The following is a 20,219-nucleotide window of genomic DNA, read 5'->3' as shown; positions in this document are numbered from 1 at the left end:
CACAGCTTACACGCGCCCCTAAATTGATCAAACAGCCCTATAGCGAACTTATATGTGTTTGCATTAATGAACATATTTTGCTGTTATATCTATTATTTTGCGAAGACAATATGATACTAAGATAGCAACCGTACTCATATTTGGCATTTTTTGCCCACAGGGTATTTCCTGGGGAACCGACAACAGCCTTAGGGTCCCGCGCGGCGCCGCTCCCTCCCGGCATCCGCCGACGTTTCCACAGATAAAACCTGCCAAAATAAACCTGTCTCTTTTTGGTAGGTTTCGGGGTGACAAGGGCTTGCACTTTAGCGTGCGACAGCGGATAATGCCGAGCATTCGACAACACGCTTATTGCTCTTTCTATAGATTGAGGAGAACCCTATGGCCATGGAATTCAAACGCAGGCTGCCGATCCCCATGGAGATCCGCGAGGAAATGCCGCTTTCTGCCGAGCTTACCGCCAAAAAGCAGGCATTTGACGCCGAGGTCGCCAAAGTCTTTACCGGCGAGGACGCACGTAAGGTGCTCATCATCGGCCCGTGCTCTGCCGACCGCGAGGATTCGGTGCTCGAGTACATGAACCGACTGGCCAAGACCGCCGAAGAGGTCAAGGACAAGCTCATCGTCATTCCGCGCGTCTACACCAATAAGCCGCGCACCAAGGGCACCGGCTACAAGGGTCTTCTGCACAACCCCAACCCCGAGGCTCCCGACGACCTGCTCGAGGGCGTCAAGGCCATCCGCCACATGCACCTGCGCGTCATCGAGGAGACCGGCTTCTTTACCGCCGATGAGATGCTCTACCCGTCCAACTACCAATACCTCGTCGACCTGCTGAGCTATGTTGCCGTGGGTGCACGCTCGGTCGAGAACCAGGAGCATCGCCTGGTGTCGAGCGGCATTTCGGTACCCGTCGGCATGAAGAATCCCACTGCCGGCTCTACCACCGTTATGCTCAACTCCATTTACGCCGCGCAGGCGCACCAGAGCTTCATCTTCCGCAACTGGGAGGTCGAGTGCGACGGCAATCCGCTCGCGCACGCCGTTATGCGTGGCTACATCGGTCTCGATGGGCGCACCTACCCCAACTACCACTACGAGCACCTGGAGCGCCTGGCCGAGCGCTATACCGAGCATGCCGGCTATGCCAATCCGGCAGCGGTCATCGACTGCAACCACGACAACTCGGGCAAGCGTCCGCTGGAGCAGTATCGCATTTGCAAGGAGGTGCTCGACAGCTGCCGCCGTAACGAGTCCATCTCCAAGCTGGTCAAGGGCTTTATGATCGAGTCTTACCTGGAGGACGGCAACCAACCGGTCGACGGCGGCGTCTTTGGCAAGTCGATCACCGATCCGTGCCTGGGCTGGGAAAAGACCGACTACCTCATCCACGAGATCGCGGAACGTATTTAGTTACGCGGTTTTACCAAACCGCGTAACGGCTCGACGCTGCAAACCCGCCAGGGCGGCAATCTGCCTTTCAGCTTCGGCGGCATGATCAAAAGGTCAATGCCGCCTCGTATCAAGGCACCTTGCTCGCTCTGGCGGGTTTTCGCTGACGTTTTTCGACCTGCATCGTTGCCAGGGTTGGCACCAATGACTAATGCGATAACTAGCTACGTCGGTCCGCTTGACCGGCTGGGTTTCCGAGGTGCGGCAGATTGCCCTGAAAGAGGAGGGCATAGACCTTAAGGGTCATGCCCGACGATTGAAGGGCAAGGTGCCGTGCCTCGGGAAGACAGACAGTTACGCCGAGGGTTCCTGCTGAGTAATGCAGTGGATGTTGCCGCCACCGAAGACGACCTGCTCGGACTGAACGCCGACGCACTTGTAGACACCCTCGCCCCAGACCTCGTCGTAGATCTTCTGGAGCGTGTCGACGGCCAGCTGGTCGTTCTCGTCGCCGTACTGCGGGACGATAACGCCGTGGTTGGTCACGAGGTAGTTCATGTAGGAGGCGATCAGCGGCTCGTCGGGGACGCGCGGCTCGGCGTTCTCGTCGGCGTCGATGGTGTCGCAGGAAGCCTGGTCCATGAACAGCGGGTTCACGGGCATGCAGAGCTTGTAGACCTTCATCTTGCGGCCCTTGGCGTCGACGGCGTTGGAGAGGGTCTCGTAGGCAGCGTGGCACTGCTCGTAGAACGGATACTCGGGATCGTCGGTCCAAATGCAGGCCATGACGCCCGGCGCGATGAACGTGGCGACGTCGTCGATGTGGCCGTTGGTCTCCTCGGGGTCGATGCCCTCCTTGACCCAGATGACCTTCTCGACACCCAGGTAATCCTTGAGGTGCTCGTCCATGTAGGCGCGAAGCTCCTCGCTCCAGGGCTCAAACTTCTTGCGGTACTTGGGCCAGATGGACTCGGGATCCTCTTCCTCCTCCAGAACCGCAGAGCAGGTGCGGCCCGGGGAAAGCAGGCACTGGTCGGTCACGACAAGGGTGCCCTCGCCGTCGACGGTGATGGAGCCGCCCTCGAGGATCATGTCGTCGGGACGATAGCGGCGGCAGCCGGAGAGCTCAGCCATCTTGAGGGCGATCTGCTCGTCCTTGTCCCACGGGAAGTACAGGCCGTCGACGAGGCCGCCGTAGGCGTTGAAGTGCCAGTGGTTGGCGCGCTTCTCGCCCTTGCCGTTGATGACGTAGGTGGCGGCAGTGTCGCGGAACCAGGCGTCGTCGGTGGTCATCTCGATGACGGTGACGTTCTCGTCGTTCTCGAAGACGGCCTTGCAGTTGGCGTAGTCGACCTGGTTGGCGCACATATAGACCGGGGTGAACTCGGAGATGGCGCGGGCGATGGCGGCATACTGCTTCTGGGCCGGCTTGGCGCCGTGGGCCCAGGTGTCGGTGCGGTGGGGCCAGCCCATCCACACGCGATCCTGCGGGGCGAACTCGGCGGGCATGAAGAAGCCGTCGGCCTTGGGGGTGGACTCGGACTCGGTGATCGTACGCATAAGATTTCCTCCAAATCGAACGATCGCTTGCTGCGGGCGGGTTACCCGCAGCCTAAAACCAAGAGATGGTAGGCGCCCGTTCCCCGGCAAAGGTCGGGGCGCCCGGTGCCGGTTTTCACGGAATCGCACCGGCAAGCGACGACGTAACCAAGTGCGCGGAGACAAAACGCACGAAGGATACGGAAGAGAGATTGGGGTGGGCGGTGGTTACCGGAGCTATCGCTCACACCCACCCCGGGGGAATGGTTAGCAAACCTGTCGCTTGGACACGCCTCCGAAGAGGCTAGAGTGCCCGGAGTCGGGAGCGACAAGCCCGACGAAGCGCGCGTTGGTACACGAGGAGGGTTGGAGCCCCAGAACCGGGTGCTCTAGTTCTCCTCGGCCTCGGCGGCCTCCTCAGCGAGACGCTGGGCTGCGAGCTCAGGGGTCAGACCCTTGTACTCGGTCTCGCGGCCCTTAGCGCTGACGACGCGGACGACCTCGCCGATGAGCACGAGCACGATGAAGATAACGATCATCGGGACCTTGTCGCCAATTTCAGCAGCGGAGAACGGGATCAGCGTGGCAACGATGGCAAGAACCAGCTCGATGCAGGGGATGGCCAGCATGACCTTCATCATGGCGCCCTTAAACGGGAACGTGAAGATGCGCTCACGGTTGGGGTCGTTCTTACGAAGGTTGAGGAACGCCGGGAACATCGGGATGTAGGTCAACAGCAGGAAGACGACAGAGGTGCCAAAGAGCATCCAGAAGACACCGTTGGAGATGGCGTCGATGGGAACGAGCTGCAGGCACAGCACCAGGGAGGCAACGACAGCGTTGACCAGGTTGGCGCCGTTGGGCATGTCGTCATCCGAGATCATCGAGGCGAAGACCTTGGGCATGTTGCCGTGCTCGGCAGCGTAGCGAGCAACGGAGTTAACGCCGAAGGACCAAGCGGCCATGTTGGCGAACAGGGTGATCAGGAAGGCGATGCAGATGACCTTAAAGATCATGGAGTCGCCCACCATGGTCTGGACTGCGACGATCATGCCGTAGTCGGGATCGATGGAGTCGGCCGGCACGGCGGCGCCGATGCCAAAGCCAGCGAACAGGTAGATCACGGCGATGGACAGGCCACCGACGATGATGGCCTTGGGGATATCGCGAGCGGGATCGGCCATGTCGTCGGTCATGGTGCAGATGACCTCGAAGCCCATGAAGTTAAAGATGATGATCGACAGGTAACCGAGAGCGTTGGTGTTGGTGAGCTCGGGCAGGAAGGTGGCAGCGGACATGTCGTTCGCAAAACCGTTCTCCATGGCATACCAAATGCCCAAAGCGCCAACGATAACGGCGACGGCGACCTTGATGATGGCGCCACCGTTAAGGACCCACTCGGAGTCGGCCGCCTTGGAGCGGCCCATGAGATAGACGATCCACACAAAGGCAAGATCGATACCCATCTTGGCGATCAAGTTGAACTCGACGCCAAAGACCATGCCCAAAATGTCGGGGAACATGGTAGCCAGCGAGGCGATCCACAGCGGGTAGTTGACCCAGTAGTAGTACGAGATGCGGGCGCCCCATTTGTCGCCCAGGCCATCGCGTACCCAGTCGTAAATGCCGCCCTCGCCGTCATAGGTGGTACCGAGCTCGGCAACAACCATGCCGTAGGGAAGCAGGAAGGTCAGGATCAGGAAGATCCACCAGAAGAACTGCTGGTTGCCAATGGCAGCAGCAGGAGCGGCGGCCTCGCAAACGAAGACGACGCAGATGATGGTCGAAATGACCGTCAAGAAGGAAAGCTTTTTCTTTCCGTCGCTCATGATGAGCTCCTTCGCTCAGTCTTGGACAGATCCGAGGCCCTAAGGTATTAAGGCAATTGCTTGGGCCTCGGTGAGCGGGCGACAGGAGACGAGCATCCGCCGCCCGCAAACGTGCTTTTAGAAGCCTTGAGGCTTAGAGCTGCTCGAGAGCCTCGAGAGCGGCGTGGAGCTCAGCCTTGGCGGAGTACTCGACACCCTCGTCGTTGAGCGGGGTGCGCTTGCCCAGGGCGGCAAGGAGAGCACGGATGGAGTGCTTGCGGTTCTCGGCCTCGACCCAGCACAGGGAGCGCTCGGGATCGTCCATGACCTCGTCGACGACCTCCTCGTTGCGGGTGGCCGGCAGGCAGTGCATGAACTTGGAGTTGGGGCCGGCGAAGTTCATCATGTCCATGGTGACCTGATACTTGGGATAGAACACGTCCATGTAGTTCTCGCCCGAGACCTCCTCGTCGTACAGGCCATACCACACGTCGGTGTAGATGAAGTCGGCGCCCTTGATGCACTCGATGTCGTCGGAGATGACGACAGAGCCGCCGGAGACCTTGCAGTTCTCCTCGGCGATGGCCATCATCTGCTTGCCGAACTCGGCGCGCTCCTCGACGGTGCCAACGTGCAGGCCGCCGTCGGGGATCTGGTGGCCCTTAGGTCCAAACTGGACAAACTTCATGCCGACCTTGGAAGCGATGAACATGAGGGAGACGCAGACCTGGGTGGCGTCGCCGATGAAGGCCAGGGTGCAGTCCTCGATCTTCTTGCCCTCGGGGAGGTTCTCGAGCATGGTCATGAGGTCGCCCATCTCCTGCGTGGGATGGTTGAACTCGGACATGCCGTTGATGACGGGCACAGCGGAGCCCTCGGCGAGGCCGACGACGTCCTTGTGACGGTCAACGCGAGCCATCATGATGTCGAGCAGCAAGCCCATAACGCGAGCGGTGTCGCCCAAGGACTCGTGACCGCCGAGCTGGATGGTGCCAGGGCCATAGAACTGAGCATGACCGCCGAGGTCGGTCATAGCGGTCTCGAAGGAAAGACGGGTGCGGGTGGAGACCTGCTGGAAGATCATGCCAAGGCTCTTGTTGCGGAGCAGGTGCGGATAATAACCGTCAACCTTGATGGCCTTCTTCATTGCCAGGCCAAGATCCTCGATAGCCAGGATCTGCTCTTTGGTGAAGTCGTTGGTGTCGATGAAATCCTTAGGCAGTGCCATGTCGATTTCCTTTCCGCCGGTCTTGCCGACTATTACTATGAGGCGCTCGAACATCACGCCTCGTGTTGACAAGACCATCATTCACCCGTATGCAATTTTCACCTAGTTTATTCGGGATTAAAGACCATTCACGGAGTTACATCCCCTCTAAACCAATATAAACCCGCAGGCAGCTGGCTTGTAGGGGGTTTACCGTCTGGAACCGCGAACGGTATACGGCTATGCTGTATCTCGGTGTTTAATCCGCAATGGAACGCAATGGAACGACCGGCGGAGGCATGTATACCCGGGGGGATATAGCGGGCTCCATAAGAGATCAAATGAGACAGGACGGTGACATATGGACACGCTCATGTTCTTCTATACCCTAGCGATACTCGTAATCTGTATTGTGACGGCAGTGCTTTCGCTTGCCGCCTACGCCTCGTCTCGTCGACAGTTCTTTATCTATGGCAGCGGCGTTTTTATTTGCTATGCCATCGAGATGACCGAGATCTTCTTTTTTGAATACACGTTGCAAAACCGAAGTTTTCCGGCCAATGACTATTACTCAATTACCATGCCTGTAATGCGGACCCTTGTGGCGACCGCTTCACAGGCTTTTATTTGGGCCATTGCCATGGACTTACTTGATAAGCATTCAAAGAAGTTGTTCGCCATCCCCGTTTTAACGTTTTTGCTGTGCGAGTCGCTGATTATCGTCGCTGTCCCCTCCGGCCCCATGCATCAGTGGCTCTACTACACGATGCGTCAGGTATTCCTTGTCTTTATGGGACTGTATATCTTTTGGACGGCTCATAAGAGTACAAAGGTTGAGCTGAAGACACGCGTTAACAACCAACGAAAACACCTGATTATCGGCGCTATTCTGGTCGGTTGCATCGTTGCCGAGGATTTCTACAACATCCTTGTCGTCCCCATGAGTCTGGCGCCCTCTTGGCTGCAGCTATATCTGTCCGAGCGCAACTTTAACGAAAACGTCTTTGCGTGCTACTTTGCGATTCTGCTGATCATCTACTCCTACCACGTGTTTTCAATCCGCATGCAGGAGGCGCCCGAGGAAAAGAACGTCAGCGATCTTGATCGGCACATAGAAGAGCAGATGCCCTTCTATCGCAACGCCTACAAGCTCTCCAACCGTGAGACCGAAGTTATGCGTCTGGTCGTACTGGGCAAATCGAACCAAGAGATCGCTGACGAGCTATTCCTTGCCGTGGGCACCGTCAAAACGCACATCCACAACATCCTGGTCAAAACCGAGCAGCAAAACCGCACCACGCTGATACTCCACTTCTGGAAGCGTTAACCTGCCAAAAAGGGACAGGTTTATTTTGGTAGGTTTTATCTGGGCAAACGCCAACCGCCGCAAGGGAGCTGCTTTCCCTCGCGGCGGTTTTCTAGCAGAAAAAACCAAGTGAGTAGGCTTTTTGCAGGAGGTCAAGCACGCCCCAAAACGCCACAGCCCTGACCTGCTGTTTTATTGGGCGCCACCCGCGATGTGCTCGACAGATCCAAAAAAGTCTACTCACTTGGTCTTGAGACTCATCAGTCAGGCAAAAAAACGCCGCGAAGGGGGCTGGACTCCCTTCGCAGCGGTTGTTCGCACTGGTTTTGCGACGATTTTGCCCGCTTGTTACTCGCTGTAGCGGGTGGCGATGGCGGCTCGCACTATGCCGGTGCTCATGAGGTAAGTTACCAAGAAGTAGCCGCCGTAGGATGCCAAGAAGATCGCGCAGGTGAGGCCCACCGTGCCGCCGATGCTCATATGACCGAACGTGCTCACCAGGTCGATAATCACCTTGAGCGCCACAAAGGAGTGCGCCAGGCCTACTGCCAGCGGGAACAGGAAGAACACCGCTTGCTGTGCCATCACCGAATGGCGGATCTGGCGGTCGTCGCAGCCGATCTGCGCCAGCACACGATAGCTGCGGCTGCCGTCGGCCACATTGGAGAGCTGCTGGATCGACAGAATCGCCGCGCATGCAACGACCAATACAAAGCCGATGTAGATGGCTAGGTAGCTAATAAGACCGTTCATTTGCGCTGCTTGCACGTACATCTCGGAGCGTGTGATGAAGAATCCCCACGACCCCGGCTCCTTGCCGTCAACGAGCAGATTGTCGAGCGCAGTGTTTTTAATGCTCTCGTCTGCCTCGGTCGTATCCATCCCCTGTTTGTAGTTAACGAGCAGGCTACTGGAATACGGTTGCAGATTAAGTTGGGACAACAGCTCGTCGGCAACGACGACGGTACCCGGATTACTGCCCATCGCCGAGTTGGCGATGGCAGCCGTATCCTCGTCCGACTTGTCGCCAGCGGGCTTGAGTGTATGCCCGCCCAAGGTAAGGGCATGGCCGCCAGCCATATACTTGGTGTACATGTCGACCAGCTCGCCGCCCATATCACACGTGAGCAAGTACTGGTCGCGACCAATGCTCACCGGCTCCTTGCCCATCATCTGACGCAATTTGTTGTACTGACTTGCCGGCGTCACAGACAGGCCTGTCGTGTCGGCGTTGCTACCCTCGAGCGCCTTGGGGAGCTTTTCGCCCATGATCTTGCACATCTCACTTGGAGTCACCGAAGGATCCGAGCCGCCAAGCGGATAACTCAGATACGAATCGATCTGCACATGCTCACCGGCAACATCGGCGATATTGACCTTCTTGCCGGTCTCGACGCTGTTGTCCGCCGACTTACCATAAATACTCTCCGTATCATTGTCCGGATCAGCAAGCTCACCATGCCATGCAGAGTACAAGTCGACCGTTGCGTCGGCCGGCACCATACGATCGGCCTCAGACGGGTCAGCATACTCTTTGTAACGGTCGAGATCATCGGGCGTGTAGTAGATATACGTCTGCGACATATCAGCCGGCGTATAGCGCTCCAGATTCTCGTTCATCACGTTGGCAATCGACATGCCGCACGTCACCGAGGTGATGGACAAAAACAGGATCATCGCGATGACGCCCATCGAAAAGCACACCGTGTTGACCTTGGCCGCAAGCTGGCGCACGGTAAACATGTTGAGACCGCGCCAATACACACCACGCAGGCTCTGCAGCAGCTTGATAAGCATGCCCGAGAGTCCCCAGAATAGGGCAAAGGTGCCCACGGTAACCATAGCGGTCGTGATGCCAAACTGGTTCATGGCCTCTTGCAGCTTGCTGTCCGTCTCGGTGAGCGGGAACCCATCACGTAGCAGACGGTAATAGGCCACGCCCACCAGCACCACGCCCACGGCAAAGATGGCAATCGCAATCCAGGGGTTGCGTGTCTTGATGCTCTCGTTGCGACGCTCGGCACCCATAAGCTCGATGAGTTTGGTACGACGCACGGCGAGAAGGTTCAGCAGCAACGTGAGCACAAACATTACGAGCATGCAGGCAAGGGTCAGGTTGAACGCATGCACCGAGAAGAAGAAGTGGAAATTGGCGATCTGTGTCTTAAAGAGCGAGGCCGTAAAGAATACCATGAGCTGAGAGAGCCCCACGCCCAGCACGATGCCGGCGACAAAGGCGCCGACCGAAACGATCACGGTCTCGAGCGCCATGATCGTGGCGATGCGCCCGCGCCCCATGCCGAGTACCTGGTACAGGCCAAACTCCTTTTTGCGGCGTTTCATGATGAAGTTATTGGCGTACACCATCAAAAAGGCCATGACGCCGGCCAAAAAGTACGTGAGGTAGCCGAGCATGGTACCCATGACCTCGGACAAGCCCGCTTCCTCGATGCCGGCGATGTCGACCTGCATCGAGACGGTGTTAAAGGCATAGAAGACCGTGACGCCCAGGGTGAGCGTCAACAAGTAAACGAGGTAGTCGCGGCCAGCGCGGCGGACGTTGCCCCAAGCGAGTTTACAGAGCATCGGAGCCCTCACCGCCCATCATGGCAACGACCTCCATAATGCGGTCGAAGAACTCTCGGCGGTCGGTGTCGCCGCGGCGCAGCTCGGTGAAGATCTTGCCGTCGCGAATAAACAGCACACGGCTCGTGTAGCTGGCGGCAAAGCTGTCGTGCGTAACCATGAGCACGGTGGCGCGCAGACGGCGGTTGAGGGCCTCCAGGCTCTCGAGCAGCAGGCGAGCGCTCTTGGAATCGAGGGCGCCGGTGGGCTCGTCGGCCATGATCATGGTGGGGTCGGTGACAAGCGCGCGACAGGCGGCAACGCGCTGCTGCTGGCCGCCGGACATCTGGTAGGGATATTTGTCGAGCACCTGGCTCACGGACAGACGCGCGGCCACGTCCTGCACGCGGGTCGAGATCTCTGCCGAATTTGTGCGGGCGATGGTGAGCGGCAGGGCGATGTTCTCGCGTGCCGTGAGCGTATCGAGCAGGTTGGAGTCCTGGAAGATAAAGCCGAGCTCCTCGCGGCGGAACTGCGAAAGCTTAGCCTGCTTCATGCGCGTAACGTCCTGCCCGTTGATGCGGATGGTGCCGCTCGTGGCGCTATCGATGGTCGAGACGCAGTTGAGCAACGTCGACTTGCCCGAGCCCGAGGCGCCCATGATGCCAACGAATTCGCCGCGGTTGACGGTAAAGCTGGCGTCGTTGAGCGCGCGGGTCACGTTGCCCAGCGCTCCATATACCTTTTCGAGATGCGCGACCTCCAGTACCGGGGTCGCCATGTGCGTGGTTTGCATACCGAGTCCTTTCTTGCGATTAGTCTACGGCATCTATAGTCGCAAGAAGCCGAGTCGGCTACCATCGATATGGCTTACGGTTGCCTTACCGTTGTGTAAGGTAGGGGTAGCCGCCCTGTTACGTGTTGATGTTGAGAGAGGACTCCTGTTGAAGACTGTTCATGTTGCTGCTGGGATCATTCGTAAGGAAGGATCCGACGAGCTGCTGGCCGTGCAGCGCGGCTACGGCGATATGCAGGGACTTTGGGAGTTCCCCGGCGGCAAGCTCATGCGCGGCGAAACACCCGAAGACGCCGTGCGCCGCGAGCTCATGGAAGAGCTGCAGGTAAAAGTCACCAACCTGCGCGATTTCTACACCGTTGAGTATGACTACCCCGATTTTCATCTCTCCATGGAGTGTTACTACTGCTCGCTGACCAAAGGGTCTGGCGAGCCCCAGAAGCACGACCGCCAGCTCGATATCCGCTGGATTCCGCGTACCTCGCTTGCCACGGTGGAATGGATGCCCGCTGACAAGGGGCTCATTGATGCCCTGATTGAGCTGAAGGAAGATCGGCTTGAGGCCAACGGCACTGCCAACGACGCCGAGGCCACCACGACCGACGAGCCCGCTTCCAAGCCCAAGCGCGCACCTAAGCGCCGCAGCAAAAAGCGTCCCAAGCCCGGTCTGCTCGACGGCATCGATACCTCGGACCTTTCCGCCGACGAGCGCGAACTGGTGCGCCGTCGCGCCGCCATCAAAAAGTCAATGAAGGGCAACAAGCGCGCCAACACCAAGCCCGAGCTGCTCGTACGACAGCGCCTGCGCGCAGCGGGCCTTACGGGCTATCGTTTGGAATGGAAGGTACCCGGCAAGCCCGACATCGCCTTTCCCGGGCGGAAGATCGCCATCTTCGTCAACGGCTGCTTTTGGCACCGCTGCCCCAAGTGCAACCCCAGCCAGCCCAAGCGCAACGTTGAGTTTTGGGAGGCAAAGTTCCGTCGCAACGTCGAGCGCGACCACGCTGCCGTGGCAGCACTCACTCAAATGGGCTGGACGCCCATAACCATCTGGGAATGCGAGCTCAAAAAAGACCGCATCGACACCACAATGGAAAAGGTCATCGAGCAGGTGCGCGCCGCAGAGCCGCAGCGCTAACAGCGAGCATTCACACGCTCCGCACGTCCGCGCCACATCCACGTCACAAACCTTAGAAAGCCCTTAAGCTCAAAACCTTTCAAGAGTGTTACTCGATAGCTTTTACCTGCGGTTTCATCGCAACGTCAAACCTCATTAAGCCTTTCTTTAGCACTTCCTTATCTGCACCCGCGGCATAATGTAGCCAACGCACGGGACCTAGCAGCACACCCCGCGCGCAACCTTTTGGTGGACATCGAGGAGGCCGCATAAGCATGCATTCTTCCAATGACGCAACACAGCAGCCATCCCTAAAACATGCAAACCTTTTCTCCTTCCCCCCGACACAGAGAAACGGCCTCCTCGACTCCCCCACCACAAAAACCAAGCGCTCAACCGACCAGAGCCACAACTTGCGAGCATCGTTCGAAAAGCTCCAAGCATCCCTAGACAAAACCTTCCCCAACCAAGCCCGGGCATACTAATCCCCCATCAGCAAAGAAGCCCTAACGCTCCAATTTTTCCGCTCTAACGCCACAAGGGCAATCGAGCAGGACGGCTTGGGCGGGTCCCCGTACTTAGTTTCCAAAATCATTCCGCAGCGCGAAGGCCCCCGTCGCCAACGCTTCGTAGAAGCGAGGCAACGGGGGCCTTCATGCGCGAGGACGTTTTGGAAACTAAGTACGGGGACCCGCCCAAGCCGTCCGGTGGGATCGGAGTACCCTTGCTGTTACTCTGCCTTGCCCACAGAGTTAAGGTTGGTCATGCGGATCTTAACCAGCTCGGTGATCTCACGCATACCCTCCTTGGCCGGCTTCTTGGGATCGAAGCAGGCAGGGTTCTCGGCCATGTAGGCCATGAAGCCCTTGGTGTAGGCCTGACGCAGCTCGGTGGCGTAGTTAACCTTGCAGATGCCGTTCTTCACAGCCTCGGCAACCTGCTCATCGGGCACACCGGAGGTGCCGTGCAGAACCAGCGGCACGTCGACGGCGTCGCGGATGGCCTTGACCACGGACTGCTCGATGTGCGGATCGCTCGTGTACACGCCGTGGCTGGTGCCAACGCCAATTGCGAGGGAGGTGCAGCCGGTACGCTCGACGAACTCCTTGGCCTCGGCAGGATCGGTGTAGGGGCTCTCGCCCTCAACTGCGGGACCGTCGTCCTCCTTGCCGCCAACCTTACCGAGCTCGGCCTCGACGGGCACGCCCATGGCGCGGCCAGCGTCGGCGACGGACTTGGTCAGGGCGATGTTGTCCTCGAAGGACTCGTGCGAGCCGTCGATCATGACAGAGGTGTAGCCCGTGCGGAAAGCCTGCATGCAGCGGTCATAGCCATCGCCGTGATCGAGGTGCAGAGCGACGGGCACGGAAGCGCGCTCGGCAGCAGCCTTGACCATGCCGTAGAAGTAGTCCAGACCAGCGGTCTTGATGGTGCCCGGGGTGGTCTGCATGATGACGGGGGACTTGGTCTCCTCGGCAGCGGCCAGAACGGCCATAACAAACTCGAGGTTCTCGACGTTGAAAGCGCCAACAGCGTAGTGGCCGGCCTGAGCGTCCTTGAGCATCTTTTCGGTGGTAACAAGTGCCATGAGCGTTTGCTCCTCTCCCTCGCCCGCATCTGGACATCGGGCGTAGTTGTTCACAAGGCGTTTTACCTTGCGTTTTTCTGCGCTCATTGTATGAAATTCAGCGGCTTTACACGCGCGAGATATTGAGCCCATGCAGGTCAATACAGTCGTTTTTGAAAAGTAAACGGAAGGAATATGAGCCGAGTGGACATGTTCGATATTGAATTTTGGGCGTTCAGCGTCTTTCTTTTATAGAAAAGATAAGTAATCGAAAGGTGTTTTCTTACTCTAAAAGAAAATGAACGAAAATAGAGTCAACACAATTCCTGCAAATTTAGCCGAGAATGGAGCAAGCATGGCCCAAGCCACCAACCGTGCCTTTGCCGACGAACGCCGTACCGCCATTATGGAAATGCTCGATCATAATGCTTCGGTGCAGGTAGCAGAAATCGCCCAGACCTTTGGCGTGTCCTCCGTCACCGCCCGCGCCGACCTGGACGCGCTCGCCGAAGCAGGCAAGCTGCGCCGCACGCACGGCGGTGCCGTATCACTCCACAAACGTCTGACCGTCTCCACGCAGGATCGCCGCATCAATGTCAACGTCGCCGCCAAGCAGGCCATCGCGCAAAGCGCCATCGAGCTCGTCAATGACGGCGACACGCTGCTCGTCGACTCGGGCACCACGGCGCTCGAGTTCGTCCGGCTCCTCGATCAACGCGACGGTATCACCGTCATCACAGCAGACATTACCATTGCCGATTACATCGACGAGAGCATGCCCTCGGTCGATGTCGTCATGCTGGGCGGGGCGTTGCGCAAAGGCCATCGTTATTTGTACGGACCGCTCACTATGCAAGCGCTCCAAATGGTCCATGCCGATCTTGCCGTCATGTGCCCTGGCGCTTTTGTCCCCAGCTGCGGCTTTACGACCGACTTTCCCCAGATGGCCGAGACCAAAACGGCTATGATCGCCGCGGCCCATCAAAGCGTCGCCCTCATGGACGCCAGTAAGGTCAACGGACGCGGCATGTACCGTTTTGCCGAGCTTGCCGACGTTGACACCATCGTGATGGACCGTGATCCCGACGATGCCGTCGCCACCTCAATCGCCGAGATCGTCGACAACGCCCGCCCAAATCTCCTCATCGCCGGCGCTTAAACAAAAACCACCACAAAGGTGCCTGTCCCCTTTGTGGTGGTTGTGATGGCTGAGCGTCAAAAGTGAACGTGTCGCTACTTGGACAGCTCGTCGGCGAGGGCCTCGATCTGAGCGCGCGAGGCGTCGTTGAGCGAACCCAGGACGGTCACTTTGTTCTTCGTCAGGGTGATGTCCTTCATGCCCTCGAGCTCCTTGGTCATAATCTTGGCCGCTGCAGGCGCCCAGGAACCGGACTCGACAAGCGCCACGGTACGGTTCTGGTAGGCATGCTCGGCAAGTGTGTGGATAAAGGTGCTCATGAACGGGAAGATCTCGCCCTGATAGGTGATGGAGGCGAGCACCAGGCGGTCGTAGCGGAACGCGTCCTCAACGGCCTCGGCCATATCATCGCGAGCCAAGTCAAAGACGGAGACCTTCTGGCCGCGGGCCTCGAGCGCAGATGCGAGCTCCTCAACGGCAGCTTTCAGATGGCCATACACGCTCGCATAGGCAATCGTGATGCCCTCGTCCTCGGGCTGATAGCTCGACCAGGTGTTATAGGTGTCGAGGTAGTAGCCCAGGTTCTCGGTCAGCACGGGGCCGTGGAGCGGGCAGATGATCTGGATGTCCAGGTCGGCGGCCTTCTTGAGGACGGCCTGCACGAACTTGCCGAACTTACCGACGATGCCAAAGTAGTAGCGGCGAGCCTCGCAAGCCCAGCCCTCGGGATCCTCGATGTCGTTGGCGCCAAACTTGCCAAAGCCGTCGGCACTAAAGAGCACCTTGTCGGTGGACTCGTAGGAGAAAATCACCTCGGGCCAGTGAACGTTGGGGGCGCCGATAAAGGTCAGGCTGTGGCCGCCCAGGTCGAGCACATCGCCCTCTTTGACGACCATCTTGCGCTCGGGGTAGTCGGTACCAAAGTAGTTGACCATCATGCGGAAGGCGCCCATGCTGGCCACAATCTGTGCCTGGGGATAGCGCTCCATAAAGGCGGCGATGCCGGCGGAGTGATCGGGCTCCATGTGATGGACGACCAGGTAGTCGGGCGTACGGCCGTCAAGCGCGGCCTCGAGGTTGCCGAGCCACTCGTCAACAAAACCGCCGTCGACTGAATCGGCGACAGCGATCTTTTCGCCCAAGATAACGTAGCTGTTGTATGCCATACCGTTCTCGGACACATCGTACTGGCCCTCGAACAGGTCAATGTCGTGATCGTCGACACCGATGTAGCGGATATCTTTGGTGATCTCCATCAGGCAAAGCCTCCTAGATAGACAAAAGAACCCGTCTATCATAACACTCGTCTTCATAGCCACGGCTATCCGTCAGCATCCTTACCGATTGTAATTGAGGCGGAATATACTGCCGTTGACCTGCACAAACTATGCGCGCGGTATCGCCGTGCTATGTCGAATAATGAGCTGGCCGGGAATACGAATGGCAACGGTTTTGCCCGCCGTACCCGCCTCGGGAACCGCATGCTCGAATACCTCGCGTCCACGCTGATGCAAATCGAATCGAACGGTCGTGAGCTCGTTGTGTGCCACAAAATCATCGAGCGAATCGTCGACGCCCACCACGCTCACGTCCTCGGGCACGCGCAGACCGCTATCGCGCAGCGCTGCAATCGCGCCATTTGCCATCTGGTCGTTTGCCGCGTAAACCGCCGTCATGGTGCGATCGTGCTCGGCCAGGTACCTGCCGGCCTCGTAGCCGCTGTTGGCAGACCAGTCGCCCTCGAGCGGCTCTGCCGGCTCGATGTGTTTACGCTCGAGTGCATCCTGCCAACCGGCGCGGCGAAATTGTTCGTCGACCGAGAACGACGGGCCGCCAATATAGCGAATCTGCTCGTGCCCCAGCTCAAACAGGTGATCCATAAGCAACAGCGAGCAGCCGTAATGGTCGGAATCGACCGTGGTCACCCGCGGGTGCGCATACATGGTAACGATGACCGTGCCAATGCCCGGCAGTGGATCAAACGTCTCAAAATCGGGCGCCATGCGACTCATGCCGATGATGATGCCGTCCACGGGCAGCGCGGCCATACGACGCGTGGCCTCGGCAAGCGAAAACTCCTCGGTCTTGGACATCTCGACCAGCGTGATGGCGCAATTATGCTCGCGAGCAGCGCTGGCGATGCCGTCGATCATTGAAAGGTTGCCAAACTTGGTGACATCGTTGATGCACAGGCCGACCGAATGGTAACGGCCGTCGCGCAGCGAGCGACCGGCATAACTCGGACGAAAGCCGAGCTCTTGCATAGCGGCCTGCACGCGCTGGCGCGTCTGCTCGTTAACGTTGGGCAAGCCGTTGGCGACGCGCGAAACCGTCTGCTGCGAAACGCCAGCAGCGCGGGCGACGTCGGCCATGGAGACCGGACGCGAACTGGTATCGTTGGACGGACGCCTTGCCACAGGATCACCTTCACCCTTGCGAGATCTGAATAGCGTGCATGCCGGCCCGGACAGAAATACACCCCGCGCCGAGGCCCGCTATCGTCGGACGCATGTTAACGTACTCTACTTTTTCTATCTGCATCTCTTCTGCTTTATAAGTCCATACGGCAGTACCGTTCACGGCCGTATTTCTACCGATTACCAGATTCTCAAAAAGTGACAAGCGTTGTGTTATGAGTACGTTAACATAGCCTGTAACGTGCGGTATCGTGAACGCTTGGTTCATGCCGCTTCAAGTTGTTAACGTACTCATAACGACGCAAAACTCATCCGTGCGCGCCAAGGAAAGGACTCCCATGACCACCCCCGACGAAAAGACATTCGCCACGCTCACCAAGCTATTTGAGGAGGAGTTTGGCCCCATCGGCGACCGCCAGGTGCTCTACATACACGCGCCCGGCCGTTCCGAGATCAGCGGCAACCACACCGACCACGAGGGTGGCCACGTCATCGCCGGCTCGCTCGATGTCGCTGTCGACGGCATCGCCGTGGCAACCGATTCCAACAAGGTTCGCGTTGCCGACGAGGGCTATCCCACGTTTGAAATCGCGCTCGACACGCTAGACGTTCAGGAGTCCGAGAAGGGCACGTCCGCGAGCCTCGTCCGCGGCATGGCCCACGAAATCGCTGCTCTGGGCGTTGAGCCCCAGGGCTTCGACTTCGCCTTCACCTGCTCTGTCCCCTCGGGCGGCGGCCTTTCCAGCTCCGCTGCTGTCGAGGCGGCATACGGTCGCGCCATGGAGACGCTCTGGGGAGCACCCGCCATCGAGCCCGTCGCGCTCGCCCAGATGAGCCAGCGCACCGAGAACAACTATTACGGCAAGCCCTGCGGTCTGATGGACCAGGCCGCTGTGTGCCTGGGCGGCCTTGCCTACATGGACTTTGAGGACCAGGCTCAGCCTAAAACCCAGAAGCTCGAGCTCAATTTTGAGGATCACGGTTATGCGCTCGTGCTCGTTAAGGTTGGCGCCGACCATGTGGCAGCTACCGACGACTACGCCGCCGTTCCGCGCGAGATGCAGGACGTCGCTGCCGAGTTTGGCAAGGCACGCCTGTGCGAGGTAAACGTGGCGGACTTTGACGCCAAGCTCCCCGAGCTGCGCGCCAAGCTGGGCGACCGTGCCTGCCTGCGCGCCGTTCACTACTGGTACGAGAACGGCCTGGTCGATAAGCGCTGGGCGGCCCTGAACGCCGGCGACATCGATCAGTTCCTGGTCCTGACGCGCGAGTCCGGCGCCAGCTCTGCCATGTACCTGCAGAATGTCGTTGCCAAGCTGGGCTCCGAGCAGCCTTCGATGTATGCCCTGGCACTGGCCGAGCATGTGCTCGACGGCCGTGGCGCCGTCCGCATCCACGGCGGCGGCTTTGGTGGCACCATCCAGGCCTTCGTACCGCTCGAGCTTGTCGGCACCTTTATCACCAAGATGAACGGCTGGCTGGGCGAGGGCTCTGCCCGCCACTACGCAATTTCTGACAAGGGGGCCTACGCGGCATGGCTGTAATGACCGACGTGCGCGATGCCGCGCAGAACCTGATCGAATACGCTATCCACCGATCGATGATCGGCCAGGACGATCGCATCTGGGCCTACAACACCATTTTGGAGTGCATCGGCGCCACGGGCCCGGCGCTCGACATGGCCTGGGCGCTCCAGGTCGAGAAACTCTCGCTCTTGCACCCCGATACCCTGCCCAACTTTGACCTTGAAGGCACGCTTGCCGCGCTTTCCGAGGCCGCCGTTGCCAACGGTGCTGCCGAGGATACGGCATCGGGCCGCGATCGCATCGCCATGCGCATCATGGGTGTGCTGATGCCGAGGCCTTCGGTTGTAAACGAGGAATTCAACGGCCGTATGGGCGTCAACGAGCCCCGCGCCGCGACCGACTGGTTCTACGGTCTGTGCTGCGACGCCGGCTACGTGCGTCGTGCCGCCATCGCGCGCAATATCAAATGGAGCACCCCCACCAACTGGGGCGACCTGGAGATCACAATCAACCTGTCAAAGCCCGAAAAGGATCCGCGCGACATTGCCGCGGCCGGCGCCGCAAAGAACACGGGCGAGAAGTATCCCGCCTGTCAGCTCTGCATTGAAAACGAGGGCTACCCCGGACGCTCCGCCGCAGCCGACGGTGGCGCCCATCCCGCCCGCCAGAATCTGCGCGTTATCCCCATTAAGCTCGACGGCGAGCGCTGGGGCTTCCAATACAGCCCGTACGCGTACTTTAACGAGCACTGCATTGCCATGAGCTCCGAGCATCGTCCGATGCACGTCGACCGCAAGGGGCTGACCTGCCTGCTCGACTTTGTCGACCTGTTCCCGCACTACTTTATTGGCTCCAACGCCGACCTGCCCATCGTGGGCGGCTCGATTCTGTCGCACGACCACTTCCAGGGCGGCGCGCACGAGTTCCCCATGATGCACGCCGCCGAGGTCTCGCAGTTTAGCATGCCCGGCTTTGACCAGGTCAGCGGTACCGTGTTGCAGTGGCCGCTTTCGGTGCTGCGACTGCGCTCGCACGACCGCGCCCAGCTGCTCGACGCCACCGAGAAGATTATCCTCGCCTGGCGCGAGTGGACCGATGAGTCGGTGGGCGTCATCGCGCACACAGCCGACGGCGTGGCCCACAACACCGTGACGCCCGTCATTCGCCGCGTGGACTCCCGCGGCAACGCCGGCGGCGAGATTTACGAGGCCTACCTGGCGCTTCGCTGCAATATCACGACCGACGAGCACCCGCTAGGCGTTTTCCACCCACATGCCGAGTACCACCACATTAAGAAGGAGAACATCGGCCTGATCGAAGTCATGGGCCTTGCCATTCTGCCGCCGCGCCTGGTTCCCGAGCTTGGCGCTGTCCGTGAGCATCTGCTGGCAGCCAAGGTCGATGCCAGCTACGACCTTGCCGGTGCGCTCGAGGGCGATGATCTTTGCCGCAGCCACGCCGCATGGGCTGAGGACGTCTTTGCCCGCCGCGCCGACGAGCTTACGGCCGACAACGCCATCGATATCCTGCACGAGGAGGTCGGCGTGGTGTTTGGCCACGTGCTCGACAACGCCGGCGTCTTTAAGTGGGACGAGGCAGGACGTGCCGCCCAGCAGCGCTTTATCGACTCGCTGTAGAGCACAGACCCGGACGCTCAACGGCAGCCCCCACGACATAGCGCCTACACGACCACGGCGCCCGCCGGCAACATCGCCGACGGGCGCCGTTTTCTGATGCAAGGGTAGCTAATTTGTACCAAAACAAGGAGTGTTCCAAACTGCCGGCAGAGAAGGAACGTCCCCAGGTGCCGACCTAAACTCCCACATTATTCGATGGGAAAA

At 59.1% G+C, this 20,219-nt stretch carries 14 protein-coding genes; 6 read left to right on the top strand and 8 right to left on the bottom strand.

Annotated features, from left to right (window positions below):
- Positions 1–381: 381 nt before the first annotated feature.
- Positions 382–1,413 (top strand): 3-deoxy-7-phosphoheptulonate synthase, encoded by a 1,032-nt coding sequence (locus I2D57_RS01865; protein WP_195361276.1) that lies wholly within the window; start codon positions 382–384, stop codon positions 1,411–1,413.
- Positions 1,414–1,746: 333 nt separating this feature from the next.
- Here the strand turns inward: I2D57_RS01865 and I2D57_RS01860 are convergent, their stop codons facing one another.
- The 3 genes from I2D57_RS01860 to ptcA all read right to left on the bottom strand — a co-directional run bounded on the left by I2D57_RS01860 (position 1,747) and on the right by ptcA (position 5,967).
- Positions 1,747–2,952 (bottom strand): agmatine deiminase family protein, encoded by a 1,206-nt coding sequence (locus tag I2D57_RS01860; protein WP_022094159.1) that lies wholly within the window; start codon positions 2,950–2,952, stop codon positions 1,747–1,749.
- Between the two features lie 368 nt (positions 2,953–3,320).
- The gene (locus I2D57_RS01855; RefSeq protein ID WP_022093785.1) at positions 3,321–4,760 is read right to left on the bottom strand and encodes an APC family permease; all 1,440 of its coding nucleotides are present in this window, start codon (positions 4,758–4,760) and stop codon (positions 3,321–3,323) included.
- A 133-nt stretch (positions 4,761–4,893) separates the two neighbouring features.
- The gene (ptcA, locus tag I2D57_RS01850) at positions 4,894–5,967 is read right to left on the bottom strand and encodes a putrescine carbamoyltransferase (protein ID WP_195361275.1); all 1,074 of its coding nucleotides are present in this window, start codon (positions 5,965–5,967) and stop codon (positions 4,894–4,896) included.
- A gap of 340 nt (positions 5,968–6,307) precedes the next feature.
- On the opposite strand from ptcA, the gene I2D57_RS01845 reads away from it, so the two are divergent.
- Positions 6,308–7,273, top strand: a complete 966-nt coding sequence (locus I2D57_RS01845) for a LuxR C-terminal-related transcriptional regulator (RefSeq protein WP_195361274.1) — start codon at positions 6,308–6,310, stop codon at positions 7,271–7,273.
- Between the two features lie 327 nt (positions 7,274–7,600).
- On the opposite strand, the gene I2D57_RS01840 is transcribed toward I2D57_RS01845, so the two are convergent.
- Both I2D57_RS01840 and I2D57_RS01835 read right to left on the bottom strand, forming a co-directional pair.
- The gene (locus tag I2D57_RS01840) at positions 7,601–9,838 is read right to left on the bottom strand and encodes an ABC transporter permease (protein WP_195361273.1); all 2,238 of its coding nucleotides are present in this window, start codon (positions 9,836–9,838) and stop codon (positions 7,601–7,603) included.
- Positions 9,828–10,613, bottom strand: a complete 786-nt coding sequence (locus I2D57_RS01835) for an ABC transporter ATP-binding protein (protein WP_324249183.1) — start codon at positions 10,611–10,613, stop codon at positions 9,828–9,830. Before I2D57_RS01835 ends, I2D57_RS01840 begins: the two co-directional genes overlap by 11 nt.
- Positions 10,614–10,761: 148 nt before the next feature.
- Between I2D57_RS01835 and vsr the strand changes: the two genes are divergently transcribed.
- Complete coding sequence (gene vsr, locus I2D57_RS01830) at positions 10,762–11,751, top strand: DNA mismatch endonuclease Vsr (RefSeq protein ID WP_195361272.1); 990 nt, start codon at positions 10,762–10,764, stop codon at positions 11,749–11,751.
- Positions 11,752–12,460: 709 nt separating this feature from the next.
- Here vsr and I2D57_RS01825 read toward each other — a convergent pair.
- Positions 12,461–13,318, bottom strand: coding sequence for a class II fructose-bisphosphate aldolase (locus I2D57_RS01825; RefSeq protein WP_022095149.1), 858 nt, complete (start codon positions 13,316–13,318; stop codon positions 12,461–12,463).
- 334 nt (positions 13,319–13,652) lie between these two features.
- Here I2D57_RS01825 and I2D57_RS01820 point away from each other — a divergent pair, with 334 nt between their 5' ends.
- A complete protein-coding gene (locus I2D57_RS01820) occupies positions 13,653–14,456 on the top strand; it encodes a DeoR/GlpR family DNA-binding transcription regulator (protein ID WP_195361271.1) in 804 nt (267 codons plus the stop codon).
- Between the two features lie 74 nt (positions 14,457–14,530).
- Here the strand turns inward: I2D57_RS01820 and I2D57_RS01815 are convergent, their stop codons facing one another.
- Both I2D57_RS01815 and I2D57_RS01810 read right to left on the bottom strand, forming a co-directional pair.
- A complete protein-coding gene (locus I2D57_RS01815) occupies positions 14,531–15,691 on the bottom strand; it encodes an FprA family A-type flavoprotein (RefSeq protein ID WP_195361270.1) in 1,161 nt (386 codons plus the stop codon).
- Between the two features lie 129 nt (positions 15,692–15,820).
- The gene (locus I2D57_RS01810; protein ID WP_195361284.1) at positions 15,821–16,807 is read right to left on the bottom strand and encodes a LacI family DNA-binding transcriptional regulator; all 987 of its coding nucleotides are present in this window, start codon (positions 16,805–16,807) and stop codon (positions 15,821–15,823) included.
- A 383-nt stretch (positions 16,808–17,190) separates the two neighbouring features.
- On the opposite strand from I2D57_RS01810, the gene I2D57_RS01805 reads away from it, so the two are divergent.
- Both I2D57_RS01805 and I2D57_RS01800 read left to right on the top strand, forming a co-directional pair.
- On the top strand, positions 17,191–18,396 hold the full coding sequence (locus I2D57_RS01805; protein WP_195361269.1) for a galactokinase: 1,206 nt from the start codon (positions 17,191–17,193) through the stop codon (positions 18,394–18,396).
- Positions 18,387–20,015 (top strand): UDP-glucose--hexose-1-phosphate uridylyltransferase, encoded by a 1,629-nt coding sequence (locus I2D57_RS01800; protein WP_411161249.1) that lies wholly within the window; start codon positions 18,387–18,389, stop codon positions 20,013–20,015. The genes I2D57_RS01805 and I2D57_RS01800 overlap by 10 nt, the downstream gene beginning before the upstream one ends.
- The last annotated feature ends 204 nt before the right edge of the window (positions 20,016–20,219 follow it).

This window comes from Collinsella aerofaciens, assembly GCF_015553355.1.
Taxonomy (GTDB): Bacteria; Actinomycetota; Coriobacteriia; order Coriobacteriales; family Coriobacteriaceae; genus Collinsella; species Collinsella aerofaciens_V.
Note: the sequence above shows the minus strand (reverse complement) of the source record. Positions and strands in the feature narration are given on the sequence as shown.

Excerpts from the sequence above, each read along its gene's own strand:
- I2D57_RS01840 (WP_195361273.1), bottom strand. The coding sequence starts at position 9,838 with ATGCTCTGTAAACTCGCTTGGGGCAACGTCCGCCGCGCTGGCCGCGAC.
- I2D57_RS01825 (WP_022095149.1), bottom strand. The coding sequence starts at position 13,318 with ATGGCACTTGTTACCACCGAAAAGATGCTCAAGGACGCTCAGGCCGGC.
- I2D57_RS01805 (WP_195361269.1), top strand. The coding sequence starts at position 17,191 with ATGACCACCCCCGACGAAAAGACATTCGCCACGCTCACCAAGCTATTT.
- I2D57_RS01810 (WP_195361284.1), bottom strand. The coding sequence starts at position 16,807 with ATGGCCGACGTCGCCCGCGCTGCTGGCGTTTCGCAGCAGACGGTTTCG.
- I2D57_RS01860 (WP_022094159.1), bottom strand. The coding sequence starts at position 2,952 with ATGCGTACGATCACCGAGTCCGAGTCCACCCCCAAGGCCGACGGCTTC.
- I2D57_RS01835 (WP_324249183.1), bottom strand. The coding sequence starts at position 10,613 with ATGCAAACCACGCACATGGCGACCCCGGTACTGGAGGTCGCGCATCTC.
- I2D57_RS01815 (WP_195361270.1), bottom strand. The coding sequence starts at position 15,691 with ATGGAGATCACCAAAGATATCCGCTACATCGGTGTCGACGATCACGAC.
- I2D57_RS01855 (WP_022093785.1), bottom strand. The coding sequence starts at position 4,760 with ATGAGCGACGGAAAGAAAAAGCTTTCCTTCTTGACGGTCATTTCGACC.
- I2D57_RS01865 (WP_195361276.1), top strand. The coding sequence starts at position 382 with ATGGCCATGGAATTCAAACGCAGGCTGCCGATCCCCATGGAGATCCGC.
- I2D57_RS01800 (WP_411161249.1), top strand. The coding sequence starts at position 18,387 with ATGGCTGTAATGACCGACGTGCGCGATGCCGCGCAGAACCTGATCGAA.
- ptcA (WP_195361275.1), bottom strand. The coding sequence starts at position 5,967 with ATGGCACTGCCTAAGGATTTCATCGACACCAACGACTTCACCAAAGAG.
- I2D57_RS01845 (WP_195361274.1), top strand. The coding sequence starts at position 6,308 with ATGGACACGCTCATGTTCTTCTATACCCTAGCGATACTCGTAATCTGT.
- I2D57_RS01820 (WP_195361271.1), top strand. The coding sequence starts at position 13,653 with ATGGCCCAAGCCACCAACCGTGCCTTTGCCGACGAACGCCGTACCGCC.